25 protein-coding genes are annotated in these 20,064 nt (G+C 42.6%); 8 read left to right on the forward strand and 17 right to left on the reverse strand.

Annotated features, from left to right (window positions below; translation table 11 throughout):
* The 16 genes from IWA51_RS01605 to IWA51_RS01685 form a co-directional block, all read right to left on the reverse strand.
* Positions 1 to 1,377 (reverse strand): phage portal protein, encoded by a 1,377-nt coding sequence (locus IWA51_RS01605; protein WP_230402624.1) that lies wholly within the window; start codon positions 1,375 to 1,377, stop codon positions 1 to 3.
* Positions 1,378 to 1,430: 53 nt separating this feature from the next.
* Entirely contained in the window at positions 1,431 to 2,711 is a 1,281-nt protein-coding gene (locus IWA51_RS01610) for a PBSX family phage terminase large subunit (RefSeq protein ID WP_198441920.1), read from the reverse strand.
* Positions 2,711 to 3,142, reverse strand: a complete 432-nt coding sequence (locus tag IWA51_RS01615) for a hypothetical protein (protein WP_198441921.1) — start codon at positions 3,140 to 3,142, stop codon at positions 2,711 to 2,713. Before IWA51_RS01615 ends, IWA51_RS01610 begins: the two co-directional genes overlap by 1 nt.
* Positions 3,143 to 3,235: 93 nt before the next feature.
* Positions 3,236 to 3,547: a hypothetical protein gene (locus IWA51_RS01620; protein ID WP_198441922.1), complete on the reverse strand. Its 312-nt coding sequence runs from the start codon at positions 3,545 to 3,547 to the stop codon at positions 3,236 to 3,238.
* Positions 3,537 to 3,878 carry a DUF1064 domain-containing protein gene (locus tag IWA51_RS01625; RefSeq protein ID WP_198441923.1) on the reverse strand — a complete coding sequence of 114 codons (342 nt, stop codon included), beginning with the start codon at positions 3,876 to 3,878 and terminating at the stop codon, positions 3,537 to 3,539. Before IWA51_RS01625 ends, IWA51_RS01620 begins: the two co-directional genes overlap by 11 nt.
* Before the next feature lie 22 nt (positions 3,879 to 3,900).
* Complete coding sequence (locus IWA51_RS01630; protein ID WP_198441924.1) at positions 3,901 to 4,188, reverse strand: hypothetical protein; 288 nt, start codon at positions 4,186 to 4,188, stop codon at positions 3,901 to 3,903.
* Positions 4,189 to 4,215: 27 nt separating this feature from the next.
* Entirely contained in the window at positions 4,216 to 5,019 is an 804-nt protein-coding gene (locus IWA51_RS01635; RefSeq protein ID WP_198441925.1) for a helix-turn-helix domain-containing protein, read from the reverse strand.
* Positions 5,012 to 5,668 (reverse strand): hypothetical protein, encoded by a 657-nt coding sequence (locus IWA51_RS01640; RefSeq protein WP_215905254.1) that lies wholly within the window; start codon positions 5,666 to 5,668, stop codon positions 5,012 to 5,014. The genes IWA51_RS01635 and IWA51_RS01640 overlap by 8 nt, the downstream gene beginning before the upstream one ends.
* A gap of 279 nt (positions 5,669 to 5,947) precedes the next feature.
* Positions 5,948 to 7,039, reverse strand: a complete 1,092-nt coding sequence (locus IWA51_RS01650; protein ID WP_198441928.1) for a DUF6291 domain-containing protein — start codon at positions 7,037 to 7,039, stop codon at positions 5,948 to 5,950.
* 10 nt (positions 7,040 to 7,049) lie between these two features.
* Positions 7,050 to 7,337 (reverse strand): hypothetical protein, encoded by a 288-nt coding sequence (locus IWA51_RS01655; protein WP_198441929.1) that lies wholly within the window; start codon positions 7,335 to 7,337, stop codon positions 7,050 to 7,052.
* A gap of 4 nt (positions 7,338 to 7,341) precedes the next feature.
* The gene (locus IWA51_RS01660) at positions 7,342 to 7,770 is read right to left on the reverse strand and encodes a hypothetical protein (RefSeq protein WP_198441930.1); all 429 of its coding nucleotides are present in this window, start codon (positions 7,768 to 7,770) and stop codon (positions 7,342 to 7,344) included.
* Positions 7,712 to 8,548: a hypothetical protein gene (locus tag IWA51_RS01665; RefSeq protein ID WP_198441931.1), complete on the reverse strand. Its 837-nt coding sequence runs from the start codon at positions 8,546 to 8,548 to the stop codon at positions 7,712 to 7,714. Before IWA51_RS01665 ends, IWA51_RS01660 begins: the two co-directional genes overlap by 59 nt.
* Complete coding sequence (locus tag IWA51_RS01670) at positions 8,545 to 8,697, reverse strand: hypothetical protein (protein WP_198441932.1); 153 nt, start codon at positions 8,695 to 8,697, stop codon at positions 8,545 to 8,547. The genes IWA51_RS01665 and IWA51_RS01670 overlap by 4 nt, the downstream gene beginning before the upstream one ends.
* A gap of 12 nt (positions 8,698 to 8,709) precedes the next feature.
* Positions 8,710 to 9,087 carry a single-stranded DNA-binding protein gene (locus IWA51_RS01675; RefSeq protein WP_198441933.1) on the reverse strand — a complete coding sequence of 126 codons (378 nt, stop codon included), beginning with the start codon at positions 9,085 to 9,087 and terminating at the stop codon, positions 8,710 to 8,712.
* A gap of 81 nt (positions 9,088 to 9,168) precedes the next feature.
* A complete protein-coding gene (locus IWA51_RS01680; protein ID WP_198442896.1) occupies positions 9,169 to 10,089 on the reverse strand; it encodes a DUF1351 domain-containing protein in 921 nt (306 codons plus the stop codon).
* 143 nt (positions 10,090 to 10,232) lie between these two features.
* Positions 10,233 to 10,403, reverse strand: a complete 171-nt coding sequence (locus IWA51_RS01685) for a hypothetical protein (RefSeq protein WP_198441935.1) — start codon at positions 10,401 to 10,403, stop codon at positions 10,233 to 10,235.
* 256 nt (positions 10,404 to 10,659) lie between these two features.
* Between IWA51_RS01685 and IWA51_RS01690 the strand changes: the two genes are divergently transcribed.
* The 8 genes from IWA51_RS01690 (at position 10,660) to IWA51_RS01720 (ending at position 19,290) form a co-directional block, all read left to right on the forward strand.
* Positions 10,660 to 10,857 carry a type II toxin-antitoxin system HicA family toxin gene (locus IWA51_RS01690; protein ID WP_198442897.1) on the forward strand — a complete coding sequence of 66 codons (198 nt, stop codon included), beginning with the start codon at positions 10,660 to 10,662 and terminating at the stop codon, positions 10,855 to 10,857.
* Positions 10,858 to 10,864: 7 nt separating this feature from the next.
* Positions 10,865 to 11,290 carry a type II toxin-antitoxin system HicB family antitoxin gene (locus IWA51_RS01695; RefSeq protein ID WP_198442898.1) on the forward strand — a complete coding sequence of 142 codons (426 nt, stop codon included), beginning with the start codon at positions 10,865 to 10,867 and terminating at the stop codon, positions 11,288 to 11,290.
* 59 nt (positions 11,291 to 11,349) lie between these two features.
* Complete coding sequence (locus IWA51_RS01700; RefSeq protein ID WP_198442899.1) at positions 11,350 to 11,493, forward strand: hypothetical protein; 144 nt, start codon at positions 11,350 to 11,352, stop codon at positions 11,491 to 11,493.
* A gap of 238 nt (positions 11,494 to 11,731) precedes the next feature.
* Positions 11,732 to 15,700, forward strand: a complete 3,969-nt coding sequence (locus IWA51_RS01705) for a phosphoribosylformylglycinamidine synthase (RefSeq protein ID WP_198442900.1) — start codon at positions 11,732 to 11,734, stop codon at positions 15,698 to 15,700.
* A gap of 15 nt (positions 15,701 to 15,715) precedes the next feature.
* Positions 15,716 to 16,729 carry a thioredoxin family protein gene (locus IWA51_RS01710; RefSeq protein WP_198442901.1) on the forward strand — a complete coding sequence of 338 codons (1,014 nt, stop codon included), beginning with the start codon at positions 15,716 to 15,718 and terminating at the stop codon, positions 16,727 to 16,729.
* 6 nt (positions 16,730 to 16,735) lie between these two features.
* Positions 16,736 to 17,494: a CNNM domain-containing protein gene (locus IWA51_RS12620; protein WP_230402682.1), complete on the forward strand. Its 759-nt coding sequence runs from the start codon at positions 16,736 to 16,738 to the stop codon at positions 17,492 to 17,494.
* Between the two features lie 31 nt (positions 17,495 to 17,525).
* A complete protein-coding gene (locus tag IWA51_RS12625) occupies positions 17,526 to 18,032 on the forward strand; it encodes a transporter associated domain-containing protein (protein ID WP_230402683.1) in 507 nt (168 codons plus the stop codon).
* Entirely contained in the window at positions 18,022 to 19,290 is a 1,269-nt protein-coding gene (locus tag IWA51_RS01720) for a hemolysin family protein (protein WP_198442902.1), read from the forward strand. The genes IWA51_RS12625 and IWA51_RS01720 overlap by 11 nt, the downstream gene beginning before the upstream one ends.
* A 16-nt stretch (positions 19,291 to 19,306) precedes the next feature.
* On the opposite strand, the gene IWA51_RS01725 is transcribed toward IWA51_RS01720, so the two are convergent.
* Positions 19,307 to 19,951, reverse strand: coding sequence for a cytidylate kinase-like family protein (locus tag IWA51_RS01725; RefSeq protein WP_198442903.1), 645 nt, complete (start codon positions 19,949 to 19,951; stop codon positions 19,307 to 19,309).
* Positions 19,952 to 20,064 lie beyond the last annotated feature (113 nt).

A 20,064-nucleotide genomic window follows, 5' to 3' on the forward strand; every position in this document is an offset into this window, starting at 1 on the left:
TTATTCCTTTCCGAATATATCTTCAATGCCCTGTGTCTGTGCCTGCGGAACATTTACTTTTGCAGTTTCTTCATCTTCGCCCATAAAGTCGCGCCTGTATTCCCACGGAGCGCGTACTCCGGAAGCAATTTCCTGAAGTTCAATCTGTTTTGCGGCAGTAATATCTTTGCGTGTCGCGTCATCATTCCATTTGATTACAATAGTTGAATCAGCACTTCCCAAACCGTAAGCGGCTGCCATATAAGCAAACACATCAGCGCAAGTCTGGTACTTCACTTCAATTTCATCTTCAATCTTGTCAACGATTGCGTAAAGTTCCTGTCTTCCGCCGTTGTACTGGGTAGCCGTCTGCTGAACACTTTCCGCGTCAGAAATAGTTCCCTTGCCGATATTCATTGTAAGTTCAATGCGGCGCAATATCTGCTGGAACATTGCATTCTGTTCAGCTGTACGAAGAGTAGGAGAGACTTCTTTTACTTTTGCATAATCAAGAGAGCCGTCACCTTCAACCTGCATAATAAGACGGTTTAAGTCTTCGTTTCCTGTAATATACGAACCTACAACCTTGTTGCCTTTTTTCTCGCGTTTAACAAACAAATCACGATCCGCCCACATTTTGCGTTCACCCGATTTCTGCTCCCAGTTCATTCGCTCAAACTGTTCATCTGCACATTTTACCAGGTAAGGAACGCCTTCCGCTCCGATAAGAGCAACAGGAACATTTGAACCGTCAATCTTGTTTACACAGTGGCTTCTGAATTCAATAATCATCGGCTGTTTTACATTATGCCACGTATATTCTTCTGTAAGATTTTCAGTCTGCGGACAACTTGCAAGCGACACTTTGCGCAAAGTCTGCTCATCATTATTATAAAGAGTGCATTTTACAGAGTGATTTTCGTTTTCATACAGATGTTCTTCAGTCAGCAAAAACTTGTGCTGCCCGTTGATAATCTGTTTCAAAATAAGAGCACCTGTAAGCGTTCCGTCAAAATCGTATCTTGTCGGAAGATAATTCCCAAGCGGAATAAGCTGATACTGCAACTTCCCGTTAGAAAAAACAGGACGCGCCACGCAACCGCCAAAAAGCGTAATATAATCGACAATCTTGTCAACATTGTCATTAAGATGATACATCGCTTTTTCAATAGCAGGATTATTCACTTCAAGCCCAATCTCACGCGACACCATCATGTGAAGTCTTCCTGCAATCTGATCAAGTATTCCGCAAGAAGGAGACTTTTCGTTCCAGGGCGCATGACCGCTTGCCATATCTGCCCACAGATTGATTGCCCTGTACATCTCATTCGTGATGTTTGTTTTTATTCCTGTAACTTCTTCAACAGTGTATCCGTGAAAAGCATTCAGTATATTCATAAAAAACCCCTTAATCTTCTCAAACATATAGTTCCTCTCTGTTTATAGTCATTTTAACCGCCTCTTCTTCTCCAGACAGATTCCATTGCATAGCGCACCGCCGACATACAGTGGTCTGCCTGTCCTTCCGGGTATCCGCTCAATATTTCGCCAGACTTTCTGTCAATTTCATATTCATACAAAGAAAACTCATCTGCACTATGCGGAGCCCTTGCAGGATCAATTACAATTTCATTAAGACTTTGAAGCCATTTGTAGCCCGGCTCTCTACTGTGCGGTCCTTTGATTGCAGCTTTGATATTCCAGCCGTAAAGAATAAAATCTCCGATACTCTTGTCTTCCGCACTGTCGACAACAATTCTGTCATTCTTGTAATTCACTTTACAGTGCCCGTTTACATCAGTTCCGTACCAATTCAAAAGATGTTCTTCAAGCGCGTTGCTTGCCTGTTCGTTTCCGTGCTTCAAAAGTTCAAGTTCATCAAAAATGTAAAGCGTTTTCTTTGCAGGATTATAAGCCATCTGAACATAAGCAAACGGGTCAGGGTAATATCCCCAGTCAATGCCGTAAAAACAGTAATCAAAAGAATCAATCTCTTTCTGCGTAATTTCACGGAGTGTTACATTTTCAAAAACGTTGCGCCCTGTTCCTGTCGGCTCACCCAAAAAAATATTTCTGTACGCTCTTTCATTTCGTTCTTTAAGAGAAAGCGCTTCTTCAAAAAAAGCCTGCCCAAGCCATTCCTGTGGAACTCCGCGGTAGTCTGTCCTGTGAATAAGAGTGTTTTTCCGAGACGATTTGAACTCTTTATTGCACCAGTTTCTTGCAGAAGAAGGAGGATTAAAACTGTAGAAAATCCAAAACTTATCCCCACCGCGCATTGTTGAAAGTTTAATAGTTTCCACATCTTCGGCAGAAAATTCTGTAAGTTCTTCAAACCACGTAATCGCAAAATAACCGCGCTTAAGTTTTATCGATTTGATTTTCTTCGGCTCATCAGCACCACGGAAAATTATTCTTTGCCCTGTCTTTGTGTAAATAATTCTAAGAGGTGACTTTGTAGCCTTAAAACGGTCAGTAAGTCCCAGCACATCGATAGCCCAAAGCAACTGTTCATACACAGAATCAGAAAGAGTGTCTGCAACCTTACGCAAAACAAGCGCGTTAAAGTCGGGATTGTTTACCATAAGCCAAATAATCGCAATCGACAAAAACGACGACTTACAAGAACCGCGTCCGCCTTTTTCGCAGTATTCTGTAAACTTGTGATTTACAATATCGCGAAAATCATTGTTGAACATTGTCGGAAAAATAGTGTTTGAATCAATCGTCATTATTCTTTCCCGTCAACAAGCCTTAAAACAAGTTTATCATCGCTTTCTTCCGTTTCTTCAAGCTTTGCGTTTTTACCCGTCATTCCGTTTATTTCAGCTGCAATCTTTACAGCCTGAACGCGCGTTGTATTGTCCGGAACTTCTTTTTTTTCCGGTCTAATTACAAGTTTAGTCGCTTTCATCAAATGACCGAGTTCTGCAAGAGTAGTTTTCTTTCCAACGTTGAACAAATCACACTGGCGCGAAAAGGGAAGTGAATCAAAAAGTTTTTCACCATTGCGGAAATAAAGATAAGCCTTTGTATTGGCAGTTGAATCTGCGCAGTTCGGGTGAGATTCTTTATATATTTCTACCTGGCTTTTTTCGTCGCCTGTTCCTTTTGCAAGAAACCAGCGTACATAATCTGCCAGAATATCCTCTTTTTTGCTCATTCTTTTCCGTATTTATTCCCGTAAATTCATTGAATTTTTCGTTTTTTTTTGCGTATTTCTACAGTTTTTTCTGCTTATTTATAGTCATTTTTGTCAGGTTTTCGCGTTTTTTGGTGTATTCGTTTTAAGCCATTTTTCTTCAAGTTTGCGTGTCTCAATACTTTTGTAATGACTTGAAAAATGATAACCGCCGCAGAAAATGCATTTATAAATTGCTTTGGTTTTTTTATTCACATGACTTATGTAGGGCAAATCGCCGTTTGCTTTGCGCTGGTATTCAGAACCGATTGATTTTCTTCGTATTTTGTTTTTTCTGTTTACATACCTGGAATATTTAACGCAGTCATTGTAAGAAGAAAATATTTTCTTTTTTGTTATTTCGCAGATTCCGACTTCACACTTCATGGATTTCAATTCCGTACTTTTCAAACATCCATTCGCGCTTTACCAGGTATTCTTTAGTGCGGAATCCTTTTACATCTTCCACGACTTGCCGTTTGTTAATGCAGTCGTAATAGACAAAGTCGGCAACATATTTCTTGCCGGAAGTCATTCTCTTTTCGCCAGTCCTGCGATGAGCTTTTGACAAAACAAAAGGCACCTGCAACTGCAAGTCAGAAATCTTCCCAGCGCGTGCAAGTACCTTAAGTTCACAATATCGGCTTCCTTCCTTTTGGGAAGCAAACCGTATTCCGTCGATTGTTACAGGTTTTGCATGATATTTACTAAAGTTCAAAAGTTTCCTCCTGAACTTATAGTCATTTTTCTTTTAACTCCCATTCCGAATATTCTGAATCACATTTATCATAATGACCTTCTTCCCTACTAGCATATTTACAGTTGGTACAGTTCTTCATTTTTGCATTCACGCCATCTACAGCACGGCAGTGAAGTTTTAATTCTTCAATCTGTTGTGCAAGCTCTGCATTTTCTTTTTCTGCCTCTTCAAGTCTTTTGCAAATAATTTCAAACCCCAGTTGAGTATAAGCCTTTTTTAACTCCAACGAGATTTTATTTTTCAAATATTCCAGTTCTTTATCAGTCATTTTCACAATCCTTACAATTTTGCGTGTCTAAATCCAGATCCTAAAATCTTTTTTGAGTTTTGATCTTCCTGTTCCGTTAACAATCTTTTTATTATACCGCCGTATAATATGCGGGCTTGCCCGGAATAACGCCCCGGGAGCTGACAGCTCCGCGGCCAGTGTTTCCGCTTCCTGTTGTGAAAATCCGCAACGAAATACCCACCAATGACCGTCCCTGAACTCATCGACTTTGTAAAACTCCATGCGTGGGCGTACTTTTATTTCTTTTTTTTCACTGCTGCTATTTCCCTGATGTTCTTTTTCGCTACTGGCTACAAGCTTATTTTTTAACCAATCTTTCAACTTTGCGAAGTCTGAATTATTGATCCAGCCGCGCCGGTTTTTTCTGAATGTTTTAATTTTCAATTTATCTGCATAGTTGTAAAATGTTGAACATGGCAAACCTAAACGCTCTATAGCTGTAGAAACCGGCAGCGCGTCAAAATCTCCGGCGGCATCAGCCTGCATTTTTTCAAAATCGGAGCGCTTTATATATTTCACGCGTCCGAACAATTCGCATTTTATTCCGGCTCTATTAATTCTCTGATAGAGCGCGCCTCTGTCTATTCCCAATTGGGCCGCAGCATCGTTTATGCCGATACTATCCGGGCTCCGCTTATATATCGCCTTCAACTTTTCAAAATCTTCAAGCGATATACTACTGTAAGCTTTGCCCATGATTTTCTTTTGAGCAACCATTTTAAACCCGCGATTTTTGCAATAATAATATAAATTATTTTTTGGCACTCCCAGCTCGTTCGCCGCTTCCTGCAATAAAATATATTTATTCATGACGCCCCTCTTTTTTATATTCCTCGAAATTCCTTTTCACTTTTCTTTTTTCGTCCTCGGAAAGCAAGAAAAAATTTATGTTGTTTTTTATACAGTAATCCTCCAGCTTTTGGGCTTTTGTCTTGCTGTACATCGTTTTTTTTACCTGAAGATACAGATACGCTATAAAACTGGTTCTTATCTTCAGCCTGTTTTTTAATATCTGCTCAATCACAAGACTTGCGCTGTCTACAGCCAGCTCTTCCTTATGATCAATACAAAAAATCAGCTTCTTTTCCTTCGCCTCCTTGCTTATGATTTTTCTTGCAATCTCCAACAGAAGCAGGAATATCTTGTCAATCTTTTCCGGCATTCCGTGGTAGTATTCATACTGCAAATTCATAAGCCTCTGGTTGTCATTTTCCGGGGCGGCAAAAAAGAGCAAGTCATCAATCTCTTTTTTCTCCTCCTGCTCATAAAAATCAAAGTCAAGAAAATACTGAAAACCGCATTCTGTTTTCTCTCCTCTCATCTTTAATTTCCTGTAAGTTTTGCAGCCTCTTCCCTGAACACCTTGCAGCACATCCTGCACTTGCAGTATTCCCAGTCCTCCTTGGCGCAAGTGTAGAAAGGGTTTCCGAACATCCGGCAGTATGATTTTTCCTGGCACTCAAAGCATCTTCCGCCACCGCGATAGAATTTGTCCGACAGGTCTTTCGGAATCGGATAGTCTACGTTAAGCCGTATAAAATTGCCTGGTAATTCATACCCGCATTTGAAGACAAGGCTTTTGGAAAAACGGCTTTTGAGCAGGTTTCCTGTTTTCTCGGCATCGTCAGCTTTCGCTCTTCTCCAGCAGGTGTAGCAGACTGTCTGGCTTACCGGGTAACTTGTGCCGCAAACCTTGCATTGCTGCCATGCCATTAGTTTGACTTCTTCCTGTCCGTTTTCAGTTGCTCTTCTGTCCGCCATAGCTTCCTCTCATTTCGTTTTCAAAGTCTGACTTCAGCTTCTGTCCGTAGCCTGAAAGGCACTTCTCGTACTGGAATCCAAAATAACTTGCGCCAGTCGGCATTCCTCTCTCGACCCATTCGTTGTGGTAATGCTCAAAGATTTTTGGAATAAAGCGCGGATCGTCTTTCATTTCATCAAGAAGCTGTGTCTCTATCTGCTCCGGCGTTTTCCGTGTTTCTTCCTGGTTGTTGGTTCGGACTCCAAACCTGTTTTTGTCAAAATTGGCAGGGAGAAGGTCATAGAACCACTGTTTTTGCACAAGCTGGTAGAAGCCAATCTTCTGCCTGAATCCGCAGTACGTGCCGGGGTTTGAGTAGATGTCCGTGAAATTCCTGCAAGCCTGGATTATGTCGTCGCTGTGCACGTTCTGGAGCTCTTCCTTCCTGTGGATTACAGAAAGTGCGTTCTTGAAATCAGTTTGCAGAAATGAGATTTCGTTTTCTCTTGCGCACGGAAGCCTGGCTTTTTTGAAAATCTCAAATATTTTTTTTGAATATTCAGTTTGAGAAGGAGAGAGAGAGCCAAAAACAACTTCGCTTGCATTAAGATTATGATTCTCTCTCTCATTCCCATTACCATTTAGATTATCATTATGATTAAGATTATGATTATTAAGGGTTGTTTGGTTGTTTTCGGGTTGTTTTGGTTGTTTTTCTTCAAAACAGGTTGTTTCGGTTGTTTTTAGGTTGTTTTCAACTTTTTCTAGTTGTTTTGGTTGTTTTTCATAATTTGAGTTGTTTTTAGAAAAATCAGTTGCTTCGTTGTTTTCTTCATTATTGAGATTCTTTCTTTGTGCGTTCTGGTTTCCGCTGGGTGCGCCTCCTTTTGATGATTTTGAGTTGTCGATAAGGTCTTTCATAGGGAGCCATATAATCATCTCTATCTCATTAAGGTTTTCCGGCTCAATTCCGAACATTCCATAGTTTGTGACCGCCTCGTAGAATTTCAGTTTCATTTCCGGGGTCGGCATTAAGTCAATCTGTTTTTTTGTTGTCTCTGAAAAAACAAAACTTTTAAATTTATTCATTTATTTCCCCTTAAAATTTTTTTATTTCTTTTTCCACAATTTCCTTTACAAGACGCAGGCATTTGCCTGGATTATTCCCGATGTTGCACAGTTGATTACATCCAAGACTGCATACAATCGCTATGTTCATCGGGTGGTCGATAATCCACGCTCCCCATTTCGTCCTGTTCGGCTTTGTGTTGGCTATCCTGTGCGCTCCCTGCCAGCCGTTCTGTGAAAGCTGCTTTCCGCATACTTCGCACCTTCCGTCACAACTTGCAAGTGCTATAAGCCTCTGTTGCTTTTCATTTTCGTTCACCCGATTACTCCTTCAGTACAATCTGCCAGTCCGCTGCCAGAAGGTGCGCCGCTTCTATCAGCTTTGCGCATTCCTCCGTGTTGCATTCGTGCTCGCTTTTCGGCAGAAGGTAGCCGTTGATTATCGTGTAAGGGTACTCAAGGGCTTCAACCGCCTTCATCTTTACGCAATACTTTATTTCTTCGTAGCTGTGTTGCGTTATGTTGCACAGTTGCACTATGTGTCCGTTCAGGTGGTGGTTCTGGCTTTTTGCTCCTGTTGTTCTGGGTTTGTATGGCGGTTTTATCGTAACCTGCACAAAGTCGTTGTATTTCTCACGGCAGGAAATAAGAATCTTTTTCAGAGCCTCCCGGATTCCCTCGTCTTCTGGAATCTCAAGGCACAGAAATCCTTTTCTGAAAACTCTTTTCATTGTGATTCTTATTTCCGCCATGATTCTTTATCTCCTGGAACGGAAGGTCTTCCGGAAATTCTTCAGCCGGAGTGTTCTGTTGCGTCCGTTCGGTGTAAAGCTCCGAGAGATAATCAATGACCTGCCTTGCAGTCCGGATCTGTCTCCATGTTCCGACCTTCGCGCATTCCTCCTTGGAGAATACAAGCGAGCCGTCGGAGAATTGCTTTCCGAGAAGGTCGTTGATAATCTCCCTTTCTTCCTGCGTGTCAGGGCCGCCTTTCATCTGTGGAGTTGCCTGTGTTGCCTGTCTTTGCAGTTGCGGCTGACTTGAACGGTTCGGGCTGGTGTTGTTGCTTGGCTGCTGCTCCTGCGGTGTGTCCTTGTACTTCAAGCCGTCCCAGCGTCCGGCGTATATGTCGGCCGCAACGCCCAGCATTTTAAGGCTTGTACTGAACGCGTCTGTAACCGCCATTTTGTATCCTTCATCGTTGGATTGCAGTCCCGCGTTGAATGCGTTCACCAGCTTGCTTCCGCCGATTCCGACTATAGCGTCTGACCATTCCTTTGTGTCCGCATTTCTGATGAACACCGCCACCTGCGCAAATGCCAGGACTTCATCTTTCGCTCCTTTTTCTGTCCACAGTTTCTGGATTTCATATTTCCAGCCGATTCCTACAAGTCCGAATTTCTCGGTCATGGCCTCATACCGCCACTGCGGATTTATATCCGTTTTTCCTTTTAAGTTTCCGGCTGTAATCTGCCTTAAGGCTGTTGCCGGCGGCTGACTCAATGATCTGTATATTTCTATTGCGTTCATTTTATCTCCTCAATCTCAAGGATTCTGTATTCGCACTCATCTAAGCCGTAGATTTTCTTGCATTCCGCTACGCTTCTTACGGTACATTCCTGTTGGCTCCATTCTCCGTGAGTCCATTTATCGCGGTATTCAAAAACAATTCTTACCATTGCTGTTTCTCCTTAATTTCCGTAGTATCCGTAGTCGTTGTTCTGATGCTGGCTGTCGTTGCCGGAGTTTCCGCCAAGAAGCTGGACGTTTTCCGCGCCGACTGTCACACGGCTGAAATTCTGACCGTCTTTCTGCCACCGCTCCTGCTTTAAAAAGCCCTCGACCGCTATCTGCTTTCCTTTGGTCAGGTAGGGCCGGAGGCTTTCCGCCATTTTTCCATAGATTTTCACATCAAAAAAACTTGCCTCATCGACCCACTGGCCGTCCTGTTTCCGGCTTCTGTTCACGGCGATTGACATGTTGCCGATGGGCGCGCCGCTGTTCGTATATTTTATGTCGATGTCTTTAGTCAGTCGTCCTACAAGGACTGTTTTATTTATATCTGTCATATAAGCTCCTTCTGTCGGGATAAAGCGCCACACAAAGTTTATAAGCCTTGTGTGGCCTTAGGTTTTACCCTGACTGTCTTTCTATTTTGTGTACACTCCAGAACCCTTGTCCTGAAGCTCCGAGTAGGTTATACCGTGGTCGGACATATAGCCACGCAGGTCAAGAAACTGGCTGCGTGTAAGGCTGAAAACGAGGGCGTATTCCTCCAGTGTCTCCGTTTTCTCCGGCTTTATCTCAAGCCCGAGTGCGGCGCTTGCAAGGTCGGAGGATTCATTCTCGCTTTCCGCCTTTTTCTCCTCCTTCCATTCGTCCTTTTTCTGCTCCTGGATTTTCTTGAAGCGTTCTACTTCCTCGCGCTCCCTCTGCTCTCTGGCGAGCCTTTCGCGGTTCGCCTTGAGCTGGTTCGCTTTCTGCATGGCTTCTGTTATGGACAGTGTGTCAAGGTAGACCGTCTTAAGAAGTGATACGTCTTCCTGCGGGAACTGTTCCAGAATTTTGAGTTCATCAAATGTTTTCTTCTGGATTGCGTCGATTTCGGCAAGAACATCTTTCAGCTTCGCGGTCTTGTTCGTCCATTTCTTGATGTCTGTTATCTTGGCTAAGTCAGTAATGTCGAAGAGAGAGAAGCCTGTTTTATTCCAGTAGTCCTCTATTTTCTCCCATTTTTCGCCGCACTCCCTTTCTTCCTCCGCCTTGACAATCTCATCAAGACCGGCACTTGCGGCTTTTATTGCCTTGCAGGTTTCTGTGATTGTGATCTTGAACTTGTTGAACGGCTCCATGTACTCGCGCTCAAGTTCAAGCCTTTTTGAATTCAAGGCTTTGTCGGCCTTGTTTAAAAGGGCTTTGTCGGCTTTCGCCTCGTCAGCCCTTCCGATGTAGTTCTCCGGTGTGTAGTCTTTAAGGTGGGTCAGGACAACCTGCCTGATTGCCTCTGCGTTGCTTTCCAGCGTTCCAATTGTGAGGCGGATCTGAAGTTCAAGATCTTTACTTTCAAGCATGTATAGCCTCCTTGATGTTACTTTTCATACAGTAACCTCCTGTTTTGTTTTTTCTGAATGCGGGTGGCCACCTTTATTCAATATCCTGCGCCCCGGAGCGGCCGGGCAAGAATCCTCTTACGCAGAATTTTTTAAATAGGGATTTAAATCTCTTTTTCCCCTTCCTCAATCGTTAGATTGCGTGCCTTTTCTTTGAATCCGTTGCTTGCGTTTTTGTGGAATTGTGCGAGAGCTTGCTCGCCTTTTTTTGCGAACTCGATAGCGATTTGTGTCTCTTTGTCGCTCTTGTTCATGTAGTATTGGTATTTTGTCATTTTCCCCTCCTTAACCCTGGGAATAAAAAAAGACTTCATGGTTGTTGGATTACCATGAAGTCTTAACTATCCGCTGGGATAGCCTCTTGCAGAGGGGCCAGCGACTTTGGTTAAGAAAGCCGCTGAAAAATCCAACACATTTCAGCAGCTCTCGCCTGATGTGTTAAGAATAAACCAGTCTGCGTACAGTGCGGGCAAATTTTCTTGATACATATAATAATATGTGTTAAACTAAAGTGGTGTGGGGAGGGAACCGGTGAAAAGTTATTCTTCAAGAGAAGTAATTAAATTGATTGAAGCCGACGGCTGGTATTTGGTTAATACGGTCGGAAGCCATCACCAGTATAAACATCCCACCAAGAAAGGTCGCGTAACTGTAAAGCATCCGTGCAAGAACATACCGAGACCCACATTAAAGCGTATTGAAGAACAGTCAGGACTTCTGTTCAGGTAGGTGAAAAATGAAAAAGCCAGAAAGATACTTTTACCCGGCAGTTTTTACTTATGAGAAAGGGCAGGAAATTGCCGTTGATTTTCCGGATTTGGAAGTTGCAACTTCAGGAGTTGACGACAAGGATGCATTGCTTTCTGCACGTGAATTACTTGGTTGTGTAATGTTTGGACTTGAAGAAGACGAAGAGAAAATCCCGGAACCTTCAGCTCTTGAGTCAATAAAATTGGAAAAAAATCAGAAATCAATGCTTATTGACGTATATATGCCTTCAATCCGCATGGCTCAGGTTAATAAATCTGTAAGCAGGACAGTCACTCTTCCTGCGTGGTTAAATGCAGAAGCACAGGAAAACAACGTAAACTTTTCGCAGGTTTTACAGCAGGCATTAATGAAGATGTTTGGAAACGACAGTAAAATTGCAGGCCAGGCATAGAATCGTGTAAAACGGTTTTAATAATGTGGAATATGCGAGACTGTTTATTGGAGGTAATTATGGAAGAAGTAATGACAAAAGAATTGACTATTTCTAAAAAAAAGTTGGAAAAATTATCTCCTGATGAATTGAATGATCTTGCGGAGACTAAAGCAAATTTTATCATGCAGCATCTATTAGAATCAACTGAAAAAATTCAATAGGCAGAGGTTGCTGCAGGAATATACAATTAAAACAATATCAGAGGCGGATCGCGGCGACGGCGGGACGGCCCGGACATCTGCAGGTGCGCAGCGCCGAAGCCGTTCGGGATCGGTACGCTGCCGACGTGTTCCGCCGCTCTTAACGTAATAAGCGTATGTTCCTGAAAAGCAGGTGCGTGCAGGAGACAGCAGGTGATTTTACATTGAACAAACGCATTTTTTTCTATATAATATGCGAATGTTTCGTATCTATGTTGAAAGAAAGGCCGGCTTCCAGAATGAAGCGGCGCGGATTTATTCCGAAATAACAGGTTTTTTGGGTATTAGTGGTGTTACCGGCGTTCGCTATTTCAACCGGTACGATATCGAGAATGTTACTGATGCAGTTGCAAGAGCAGCCGCAACACGAATTTTCTCTGAGCCTCAGGGTGACATTGTAACATACGATGCTCTTTCAGTCCCTTCAGGAACAACTGAAATTATTTGGGAATATCTTCCGGGGCAGTATGACCAGCGCGCCGACAGTGCGGAACAGTGTCTTTCTCTTCTTAGGGAAAGCATGTCAAAGGAAGTTAAAGTCGGCTCTGAACCTCCGCGCGTAAAATGTGCAAAGATTGTTCTTCTTGAAGGAACAGTTTCTGCAGACGAAGTAAAGAAAATTGAATCTTATCTTATAAATCCGGTAGACAGCCGTCTTACTGATGACAAAAAGCCTGAAACACTTCAGATGAAGTCTGAAGTTCCGGCTGACATTCCTTCAGTAGAAGGCTTTAATGCCCTTGATGATGCGGCACTTGAAACTTACCGCGAAAAGCTTGGTCTTGCAATGGATTTTGCCGACATCAAGTTCCTTCAGGATTATTTTAAGTCAATCAACCGTGATCCTACATTTACAGAAATACGTGTTCTTGACACTTACTGGAGCGACCACTGCCGCCACACTACGTTCAACACTATTCTAAATGACGTAAAGATTGATGACGGTCCTTATGCAGAGCTTTTTAGGAAGTCACTTGACGGTTACAATGTAATGCGCACCGACCTTTATGCCGGCCGCAAAGACAAGCCTGTTACACTTATGGACATGGCCTGCATCGGTGCAAAGTATCTGCGTAAACACGGAAAACTCGACGACCTCGAAGTAAGTGCAGAGATCAATGCATGTTCAGTTTATATAGACGTTCATTATACAACAGACGCTGCAGGAAACAAAATAAGCGCAGATTCTCCTGACGCAACAGAACGCTGGCTTCTTCAGTTCAAGAACGAGACACACAATCATCCTACAGAAATTGAACCTTTCGGTGGAGCCGCAACTTGTATCGGAGGCGCAATCCGTGATCCGCTTTCGGGACGTTCATGGGTTTACCAGGCAATGCGTGTTACCGGAGCTGCAGACCCGACTGTTCCGCTTTCAGAAACACTCAGCGGTAAACTTCCACAGATGAAACTTACACGCGAAGCAGCCCAGGGATTTTCTTCTTACGGAAACCAGATTGGTCTTACTACAGGACAGGTTACCGAGATTTATCACCCCGGTTTTGTAGCAAAGCGCATGGAACTTGGAGCTGTTATTGCGGCTGCCCCTTGTGATCAGGTAATGCGTGAAGAGCCCGAAACAGGTGACATTGTTATTCTTCTTGGAGGCGGAACAGGACGTGACGGTATTGGAGGAGCAACAGGTTCTTCAAAGGTACATGATGTTAAGTCTGTTACAACCGCTGCTGCCGAAGTTCAGAAAGGAAATGCCGTGGAAGAGCGCAAGATTCAGCGTTTGTTCCGCAACAAGGACGTTTGCCGCATGATACGCCGTTCAAATGACTTTGGTGCGGGCGGAGTTTCTGTTGCTGTAGGTGAACTTGCTCCGGGGCTTGATATAAACCTTGATGCAGTTCCCAAAAAATACGAAGGCCTTGACGGAACAGAACTTGCAATTTCTGAATCACAGGAAAGAATGGCTGTAGTTGTACGCAAGTCTGACGTAGAAAAATTTATTGCCGCAGCAGATGCAGAAAACCTTAACGCAGTTGTAGTTGCAACTGTAACAGATACAAACCGTCTTGTAATGAAGTGGCGCGGAAAAACAATTGTTGATATTGACCGTTCATTCCTTGACGCAGCCGGAGCAAAACATGAAGCTGTTGCAAGAATAGAATCACCTGCCGCACAGAAAGAGTCACCTCTTGTAAAGCCGCTTGAGTCGGTAGAAAAAATTCTTAATGAAAATGAATCAGAGCCCGACATGAAAAAAGCATGGCTTGCCGATATGGAAGACCTGGCATGCTGTTCACAGCGCGGACTCGGAGAAAGATTCGACGGTTCTATCGGTGCAAGTTCTGTACTTATGCCTTACGGTGGAAAATACCAGGGAACTCCCGAAGCCGGAATGGCAGCTAAAATTCCGGTAGTAAGCCCGCGTGAAACTTCTACTGTAAGCCTTATGTCGTTCGGTTATGATCCGCGTGTTGCACAGTGGTCTGCCTGGCACGGAGCACAGGTTGCCGTTCTTTCTTCCCTTGCAAAAATTCTTTGTCTTGGCGGAAACCCCGAAGAATGCAGACTTACGTTCCAGGAATTCTTTGGACGTGCTGTAGATGAAAAAACATGGGGTTACCCTGCTGCAGCACTGCTTGGTTCAATTGATGCACAGAAATCTATGGGAACAGGTTCAATCGGAGGAAAGGATTCAATGTCCGGTACTTTCGAAAAACTTAATGTTCCGCACACACTGGTATCTTTTGCAGTAGATACAGAAAATGTTTCAAACGTAACTTCTGGTTCATTCAAAAAAGCCGGGGATTCAGTTTACCTTGTAAGTGTTCCTTATTCTGCAGAACTTGCCCCTGATTTTGAAACCTTCAAGAAAAATGCACGCGCACTTTATGCTCTTAATTGTGCAAAGAAAATAAGCGCAATGTATCCTGTCGGTGCCGGTGGAATAGCAGAAGCCGTAAGCAAGATGGCTATGGGTAACCGCATTGGAATTTCGCTGGACACAATTCCTCTTAGTGCAACTGCTGCCGGTCTTGAAAAAGATGCAGACGCTTCTGATTTGTTTACTCCGCTGTACGGTTCAATAATTGTAGAAACTTCCGAAGATCTTGAAGCTTCTTCTGACTTTGCCTGCGGAACTGTTACAAAAATCGGTGATACACAGGCAGACCCTTCTGTTACTATAGAAGATGAAGAAATTCAACTTTGCGAAATTGAACAGGCCTGGGAATCAAAACTTGCAAAAGTGTTCCCTCCGATATCAGGTGCTGCACTTCAGAAAGCGCTTCCTGACTTTGCACTTGCTGAACATAAATCACTGGCAACCGCAAGAAAGAGTTTCTCTGTAAAAAACAACAGCGTTAAGCCGCGTGTAATTATTCCTGTGTTCCCCGGAACAAACTGTGAATACGATATGGCGCGTGCGTTTAACCTGAACGGTGCAGAAACAAATATAATGGTTTTCAGAAACAGAACACCTGATGAACTTGCAGAATCGCTTGAGGAATTCAAAAAGCAGATTTCAAAGTCACAGATTCTTGCCTTTGCCGGCGGATTCAGTTCCGGTGATGAGCCTGACGGAAGCGGAAAATATATTGCAAATGTTATACGCGAACACAGAATTGCAGATGCAATAATGGATCTTCTTAAAAAACGCGACGGTCTTGTTCTTGGTATCTGCAACGGATTCCAGGCTCTTATCAAAACAGGTCTTGTTCCATACGGTGAAATTCGCGAGCCTTCTGAAGATATGCCGACGCTTACATTCAACAGAATCAACCGCCACATAAGCCGCATTGTACGTACAAGAATGGTGAGTGCAACAAGTCCGTGGGCACTTTCAAAGAGTGTTCTTGAGTCACGCATTCATCTTGTTCCGGTAAGCCATGGTGAAGGACGCATTGTAATTGACGAAGATCTTGCGCGCAAACTTTTTGCCAGCGGTCAGGTCTTTACACAGTACGTTGACGAAAACGGAATTCCATCTGTCACCGAGCCTGACAATCCCAACGGAAGCCTTTTTGCAATAGAAGGACTTACCAGCCCGGATGGTCGTGTTCTTGGAAAGATGGGACACAGTGAGCGCACTATGGGAAATGATGCAGACGGAAGCAGTTCTGATCTTATAAAGAATATTGCCGGTGCATCTGCCGGAAACGCAAACGAAAGTTCCTGCCAGAATATTTTCTATGCAGGCGTTTCGTACTTTAACTGATTGGGGTTTTATTTTATGAAAAAGAAAATGGTTAGAATTTTTGCAGTATCTGTTATTGCACTGGGCACTTTGTTTGTAAGTTGCGATAAAGATACAAAGAAAGAAGATGCTGCAGGAAAATCTGCTGTTACATGGACTACAAGTTTTGAAAAGGCAAAGAAGCAGGCAACTGCAAAAAACCGCGAGATTTTTATTCTGTTCTCGGGCGATGACTGGGTTGACTCTTGCATTCCGTTCAAGCAGAAGATTCTTTATACAAAAGAATTTGCACAGCAGTTTGGAAAAAAGTTTGTATTCCTGAATATTGATTTTTCACAGAAGGAATATGCACTTGCAGATGTTGCAGAAGATGCTTCAAAAAAAGAAAAGAAAGCTGCAGAAAAAATTGCCGCTGAGTATGCAGACAAGACTGTTCTTGCAATGACATACAACGTGCGCTCTTATCCTGCAGTTTATATTCTTACGCCTGAAGGATATGTAATTTCACAGCTTCCTGTCGGCGAGACTGTTCCGGAATATACTGACTTTGCAGATTCCCTTGCTTCTGTAGAAGAAACCTGCGTTGAATTTAGAAAATATTCTGCCGATTTGAACAAAACTTCCGGTGTGGAAAAGATTGCCGCAATAAAGGCTTTGTATGAAAATACACTTGCAGACTGCGTAACTCCGCTAAGACCTCTTGTAGAAGAAGTTGCAGTTCTTGATCCCGAAAACAAAAGCGGCGAGCGCGGACTGTTTGATTTGTATCAGGCAAATTTTCTTTCATACGATGAAGCTGTTTCGGGCGGTGACGTTGCAGAGCCTTTTGTAAATGCCGTTAATCTTGGCAACATGAATGTTGAACAGCAGCAGAATGCCTGGTTTACCGCAGCATTTATGCTTGCTTACAGCAACAGCACTGATTTTGACAGAATGCTCGAATATCTGAACAATTCATATGATTTGGATCCGACCGGTGAACATGCAGATACAATTCTGAATGCAATTGCGGTTACAAAAAATATGAAAGAAAAAATGGGGGCACAGTAGAAGGCGATGGACTCTTCACAACCACCGTCGGCTTCCATGTGGGCGCTTCTTGCAGTTGCAGGGGTGCTCATACTTCTTTCAATGATTTTTTCTGCAGCAGAAAGCGCATTCCTTTCTATTAACAAACTAAGGGTGCGTTCTCTGCGCAATCAGAAAAACCGTCGGGCAATACTTGTCTGGCGGCTTCTTAATGGAAGAGACCGTCTTATAAACACACTTCTTGTGGGCAATAATATTGTTAACATTGCCTTGTCATCTATTCTCACTTATGTTTCAATAAAAATGTTCGGCAGTGCAGGAGTTGGAATAGCAACTTTCTGTGCAACAATGCTTCTTTTGATTTTTGGAGAAATTTTTCCGAAGACAGTTGCAACCCATCATCCCGAACCGATTGCCTTTTTTTTCTGCGGATTCATTGCCGTACTTGAAGTTCTGCTTTCTCCTTTTGTTGCGGTCTTTACTTTTCTTTCGCGTATTACGTTAAAAATTTTTAAAGTAGACGCTTCCAAAAAGAAAGTTTCGTTTACAGAAGAAGAAATAAAAACTTTTCTTGACGTGGGACTTGAACAGGGAGTTCTGGAACGCAATGAAAAAACAATGATGCGCCGCGTCTTTAAGTTCAGCGATTTGGAAGCTAAAGATATAATGGTTCCGCGTAAAAATATAAAGGCAGTTTCAATAGATGACTCTTACCAGAAAATAGTTGAATATTCCGAGCGCATAAGACTTTCACGCTTTCCAGTTTACGGAAAAAAACGGCATTGATGATATTCTTGGAATTCTTTATGTAAAGGATTTGCTCTGTTATAAAAACAGACCCGAAGAGTTCAGCGTAAAAAAAGTTATGAGACCGCCGCTTTTTATTCTTGAAACAAAAAAAATGTCCAGTATACAGCAGATGCTCCGTGAAAACAGACAGAGCATGGCAGTTGTAATAGATGAATATTCTGGAACTTACGGTGTTCTTACAAGCGAAGATCTTGTGCGCGAAATTTTTGGCCCTGTTGCAGATGAATACAAACCTTATGCAAAACGTGTTGAACTTACGCTCAGAAATTTGCAGAATGCAGAAGTCGACGGACTTTCAAGACTTATAGACATAAATGAACAGCTGGGAATTTCATTGTATTCACGTCGATGTGAAACTTTGGGCGGCTACATATGCGAGACTTTGGGAAGTATTCCGCGCGTAGGTGATAGTATTGTTCGCTCGGGATATAAATTTATTGTAAGCAAAATGGATGACAAACGCGTGTCCCGTGTAAGAATAAGGGAATGTAAAGAGGCAGGCAATGAACAGTAATTTAAAAATTCTTCTTACTCTTATTCTGATTATTGTTCTTTTGTGTATGGGTGCTTTTTTTTCTGCGACAGAAACTGCGTATACAAGTCTTTCAAGAATTACAATCAGGCAGATGCTCAAGTCGAATGCGCGCAATTCAAAAAAAATTGCTTTCTTAAAATCAAAGCTTGACAAACTTATTACAACAGTTCTGATAGGAAATAATTTTGTAAATACACTTAACTCTTCTGTTGCAACGGCTTTTGCACTTGAAGTGTTCGGTCCTGAATATCTTTCTGCAGCAACAGCAGTTATAACAGTGCTTGTAATTGTGTTCAGTGAAATTATTCCAAAAACATATGCAGGAATAAAATCGCAGTCTATGGCACAATTTGCGGCTACTCCGGTAATTTGGATTCAGCGTATTTTCTTTCCTGTAATTTGGATATTTAGCGTCTTTACAAACTTTATAGATTTTCTGGAACACAAGATTATTAAAACAAAGCGGCCTCTTATTACCGAAGATGAACTTAAAACTCTTATAGACGTTGGTGAACATGAAGGAACGCTTGAGCAGGACGAACGCAAAATGCTTGACCGCATATTTGAATTTTCGGACTTGAACTTGCACGACATTATGCGCCACAGATCTCTGGTGCGTTATGTTAACGTAAATGAAACGCTTGATAATGTAATAAAACTTTTTGTTGAGTCGGGGTATTCCAGACTTCCTGTTTACGAAGACAATCCCGAAAATATAATCGGAGTTCTTCATTACAAGGGCGTTCTGTTTGCATCAAAACCAATTACTTCGAGCCGTGATTTTATAAGAATCTGTATGCGGCCGGTAATGTTTGTACCGGAAACAATGTCTGCGATTGATCTTCTTCACGGTTTCAAAAAAGAAAAAAATAATTTTGCAGTTGTTGTAAATGAATACGGAAGCATGGCCGGAATCGTTACGATGGATGATATTCTGCATGAAGTTTTCGGACGCATGACTGACGAATACGGATATGCGGAAGTCGCTCCAGAAAAGCGCGTAACTGTTCTTGGCACAAATGAATTTCTTGTTCCCGGAGATATGAAACTTGATGATTTGAATGACGTGCTTAATCTGAATCTTTCGAGCGAAAATTTTGACACGCTCGGAGGCTGGCTTTTGGAAAGATTTGATGAACTTCCACCGATTGGTGCTGTATATAAATGCGACGGAAACATCTATATCGTAGAAGACCAGAGTTCCCGCCGTATTCAGACTGTAAGAATAAAACTGTAGCTTTACTCAAAAAACTTCAGGAATGTTTTGCGACTTCAATAATCATTTCTGCAGTTTTTTCGAGGCCGAGAAGCGAACTGTTTATAAGTAAATCGTAATGGTCGCGCTTGCCCCACGTACGTTCGGTAAATGTGTTGTAGTGGTTGGCGCGGCGCTTGTCTATGAGTTTTACATCACGTTCTGCAGTTGCAGGATCAAGGCCTTTCTGTTCTATTGCGCGTTTTACTTTGTCTTTGAGCGGTGCGTAGATAAAAACGTTAAGTACGTCAGTTTTGTTAATCTGTTCGCAGTGGCGCAGGATGTAGTCGGCGCATCTTCCTACGATGACACACGGGCCTTTTTTTGCAAGTTCGATAATTACATTGCGCTGTGCGTTAAAAACCTGGTCTGCCAGCGGAACAGAAGGATTCTGTGTATTCATTCCGATGTGCGTTGTTCCCGGGGCTGCATAACTTGCTCCCAAAAGAAGGGTGTAGAGCCAGCCCGAAGAAATATTCTGCTCGGTTTTTTTTATAAAGTCTGGTGATAGTCCTGAATTTTGAGCGGCCATGTCAATAATTTCTTTGTCATATAAAGGAATATTGAGCTCCTTTGCAACGTAGGTTCCGATTGTGTGACCACCGCTACCGTATTCTCTGCTTATTGTAATAATTTTTTTCATCCAGGGTTCCTCCTACAGAAGATTTTTAAACTGAAGTTTTATAACTTAAGGTCAATCTATAAAAATTGCATTTTTTAAGAACCAACCTTAACTAAATTATATCACGATTAAAT

The sequence above is a fragment of the Treponema peruense genome (genome assembly GCF_016117655.1).
GTDB classification, from domain to species: Bacteria; Spirochaetota; Spirochaetia; order Treponematales; family Treponemataceae; genus Treponema_D; species Treponema_D peruense.

What these genes read in the sequence shown, in the direction of transcription:
- IWA51_RS01665 (WP_198441931.1), bottom strand. Translation starts at nt 8,548, where the DNA reads ATGAACGCAATAGAAATATACAGATCATTGAGTCAGCCGCCGGCAACA.
- IWA51_RS12620 (WP_230402682.1), top strand. Translation starts at nt 16,736, where the DNA reads ATGGACTCTTCACAACCACCGTCGGCTTCCATGTGGGCGCTTCTTGCA.
- IWA51_RS01705 (WP_198442900.1), top strand. Translation starts at nt 11,732, where the DNA reads ATGTTTCGTATCTATGTTGAAAGAAAGGCCGGCTTCCAGAATGAAGCG.
- IWA51_RS01610 (WP_198441920.1), bottom strand. Translation starts at nt 2,711, where the DNA reads ATGACGATTGATTCAAACACTATTTTTCCGACAATGTTCAACAATGAT.
- IWA51_RS01615 (WP_198441921.1), bottom strand. Translation starts at nt 3,142, where the DNA reads ATGAGCAAAAAAGAGGATATTCTGGCAGATTATGTACGCTGGTTTCTT.
- IWA51_RS01710 (WP_198442901.1), top strand. Translation starts at nt 15,716, where the DNA reads ATGAAAAAGAAAATGGTTAGAATTTTTGCAGTATCTGTTATTGCACTG.
- IWA51_RS01695 (WP_198442898.1), top strand. Translation starts at nt 10,865, where the DNA reads ATGAAAAAGCCAGAAAGATACTTTTACCCGGCAGTTTTTACTTATGAG.
- IWA51_RS01605 (WP_230402624.1), bottom strand. Translation starts at nt 1,377, where the DNA reads ATGAATATACTGAATGCTTTTCACGGATACACTGTTGAAGAAGTTACA.
- IWA51_RS01635 (WP_198441925.1), bottom strand. Translation starts at nt 5,019, where the DNA reads ATGAATAAATATATTTTATTGCAGGAAGCGGCGAACGAGCTGGGAGTG.
- IWA51_RS01620 (WP_198441922.1), bottom strand. Translation starts at nt 3,547, where the DNA reads ATGAAGTGTGAAGTCGGAATCTGCGAAATAACAAAAAAGAAAATATTT.
- IWA51_RS01720 (WP_198442902.1), top strand. Translation starts at nt 18,022, where the DNA reads ATGAACAGTAATTTAAAAATTCTTCTTACTCTTATTCTGATTATTGTT.
- IWA51_RS01680 (WP_198442896.1), bottom strand. Translation starts at nt 10,089, where the DNA reads ATGCTTGAAAGTAAAGATCTTGAACTTCAGATCCGCCTCACAATTGGA.
- IWA51_RS01685 (WP_198441935.1), bottom strand. Translation starts at nt 10,403, where the DNA reads ATGACAAAATACCAATACTACATGAACAAGAGCGACAAAGAGACACAA.
- IWA51_RS01630 (WP_198441924.1), bottom strand. Translation starts at nt 4,188, where the DNA reads ATGACTGATAAAGAACTGGAATATTTGAAAAATAAAATCTCGTTGGAG.
- IWA51_RS01725 (WP_198442903.1), bottom strand. Translation starts at nt 19,951, where the DNA reads ATGAAAAAAATTATTACAATAAGCAGAGAATACGGTAGCGGTGGTCAC.
- IWA51_RS01700 (WP_198442899.1), top strand. Translation starts at nt 11,350, where the DNA reads ATGGAAGAAGTAATGACAAAAGAATTGACTATTTCTAAAAAAAAGTTG.
- IWA51_RS01670 (WP_198441932.1), bottom strand. Translation starts at nt 8,697, where the DNA reads ATGGTAAGAATTGTTTTTGAATACCGCGATAAATGGACTCACGGAGAA.
- IWA51_RS01650 (WP_198441928.1), bottom strand. Translation starts at nt 7,039, where the DNA reads ATGAATAAATTTAAAAGTTTTGTTTTTTCAGAGACAACAAAAAAACAG.
- IWA51_RS01660 (WP_198441930.1), bottom strand. Translation starts at nt 7,770, where the DNA reads ATGGCGGAAATAAGAATCACAATGAAAAGAGTTTTCAGAAAAGGATTT.
- IWA51_RS01675 (WP_198441933.1), bottom strand. Translation starts at nt 9,087, where the DNA reads ATGACAGATATAAATAAAACAGTCCTTGTAGGACGACTGACTAAAGAC.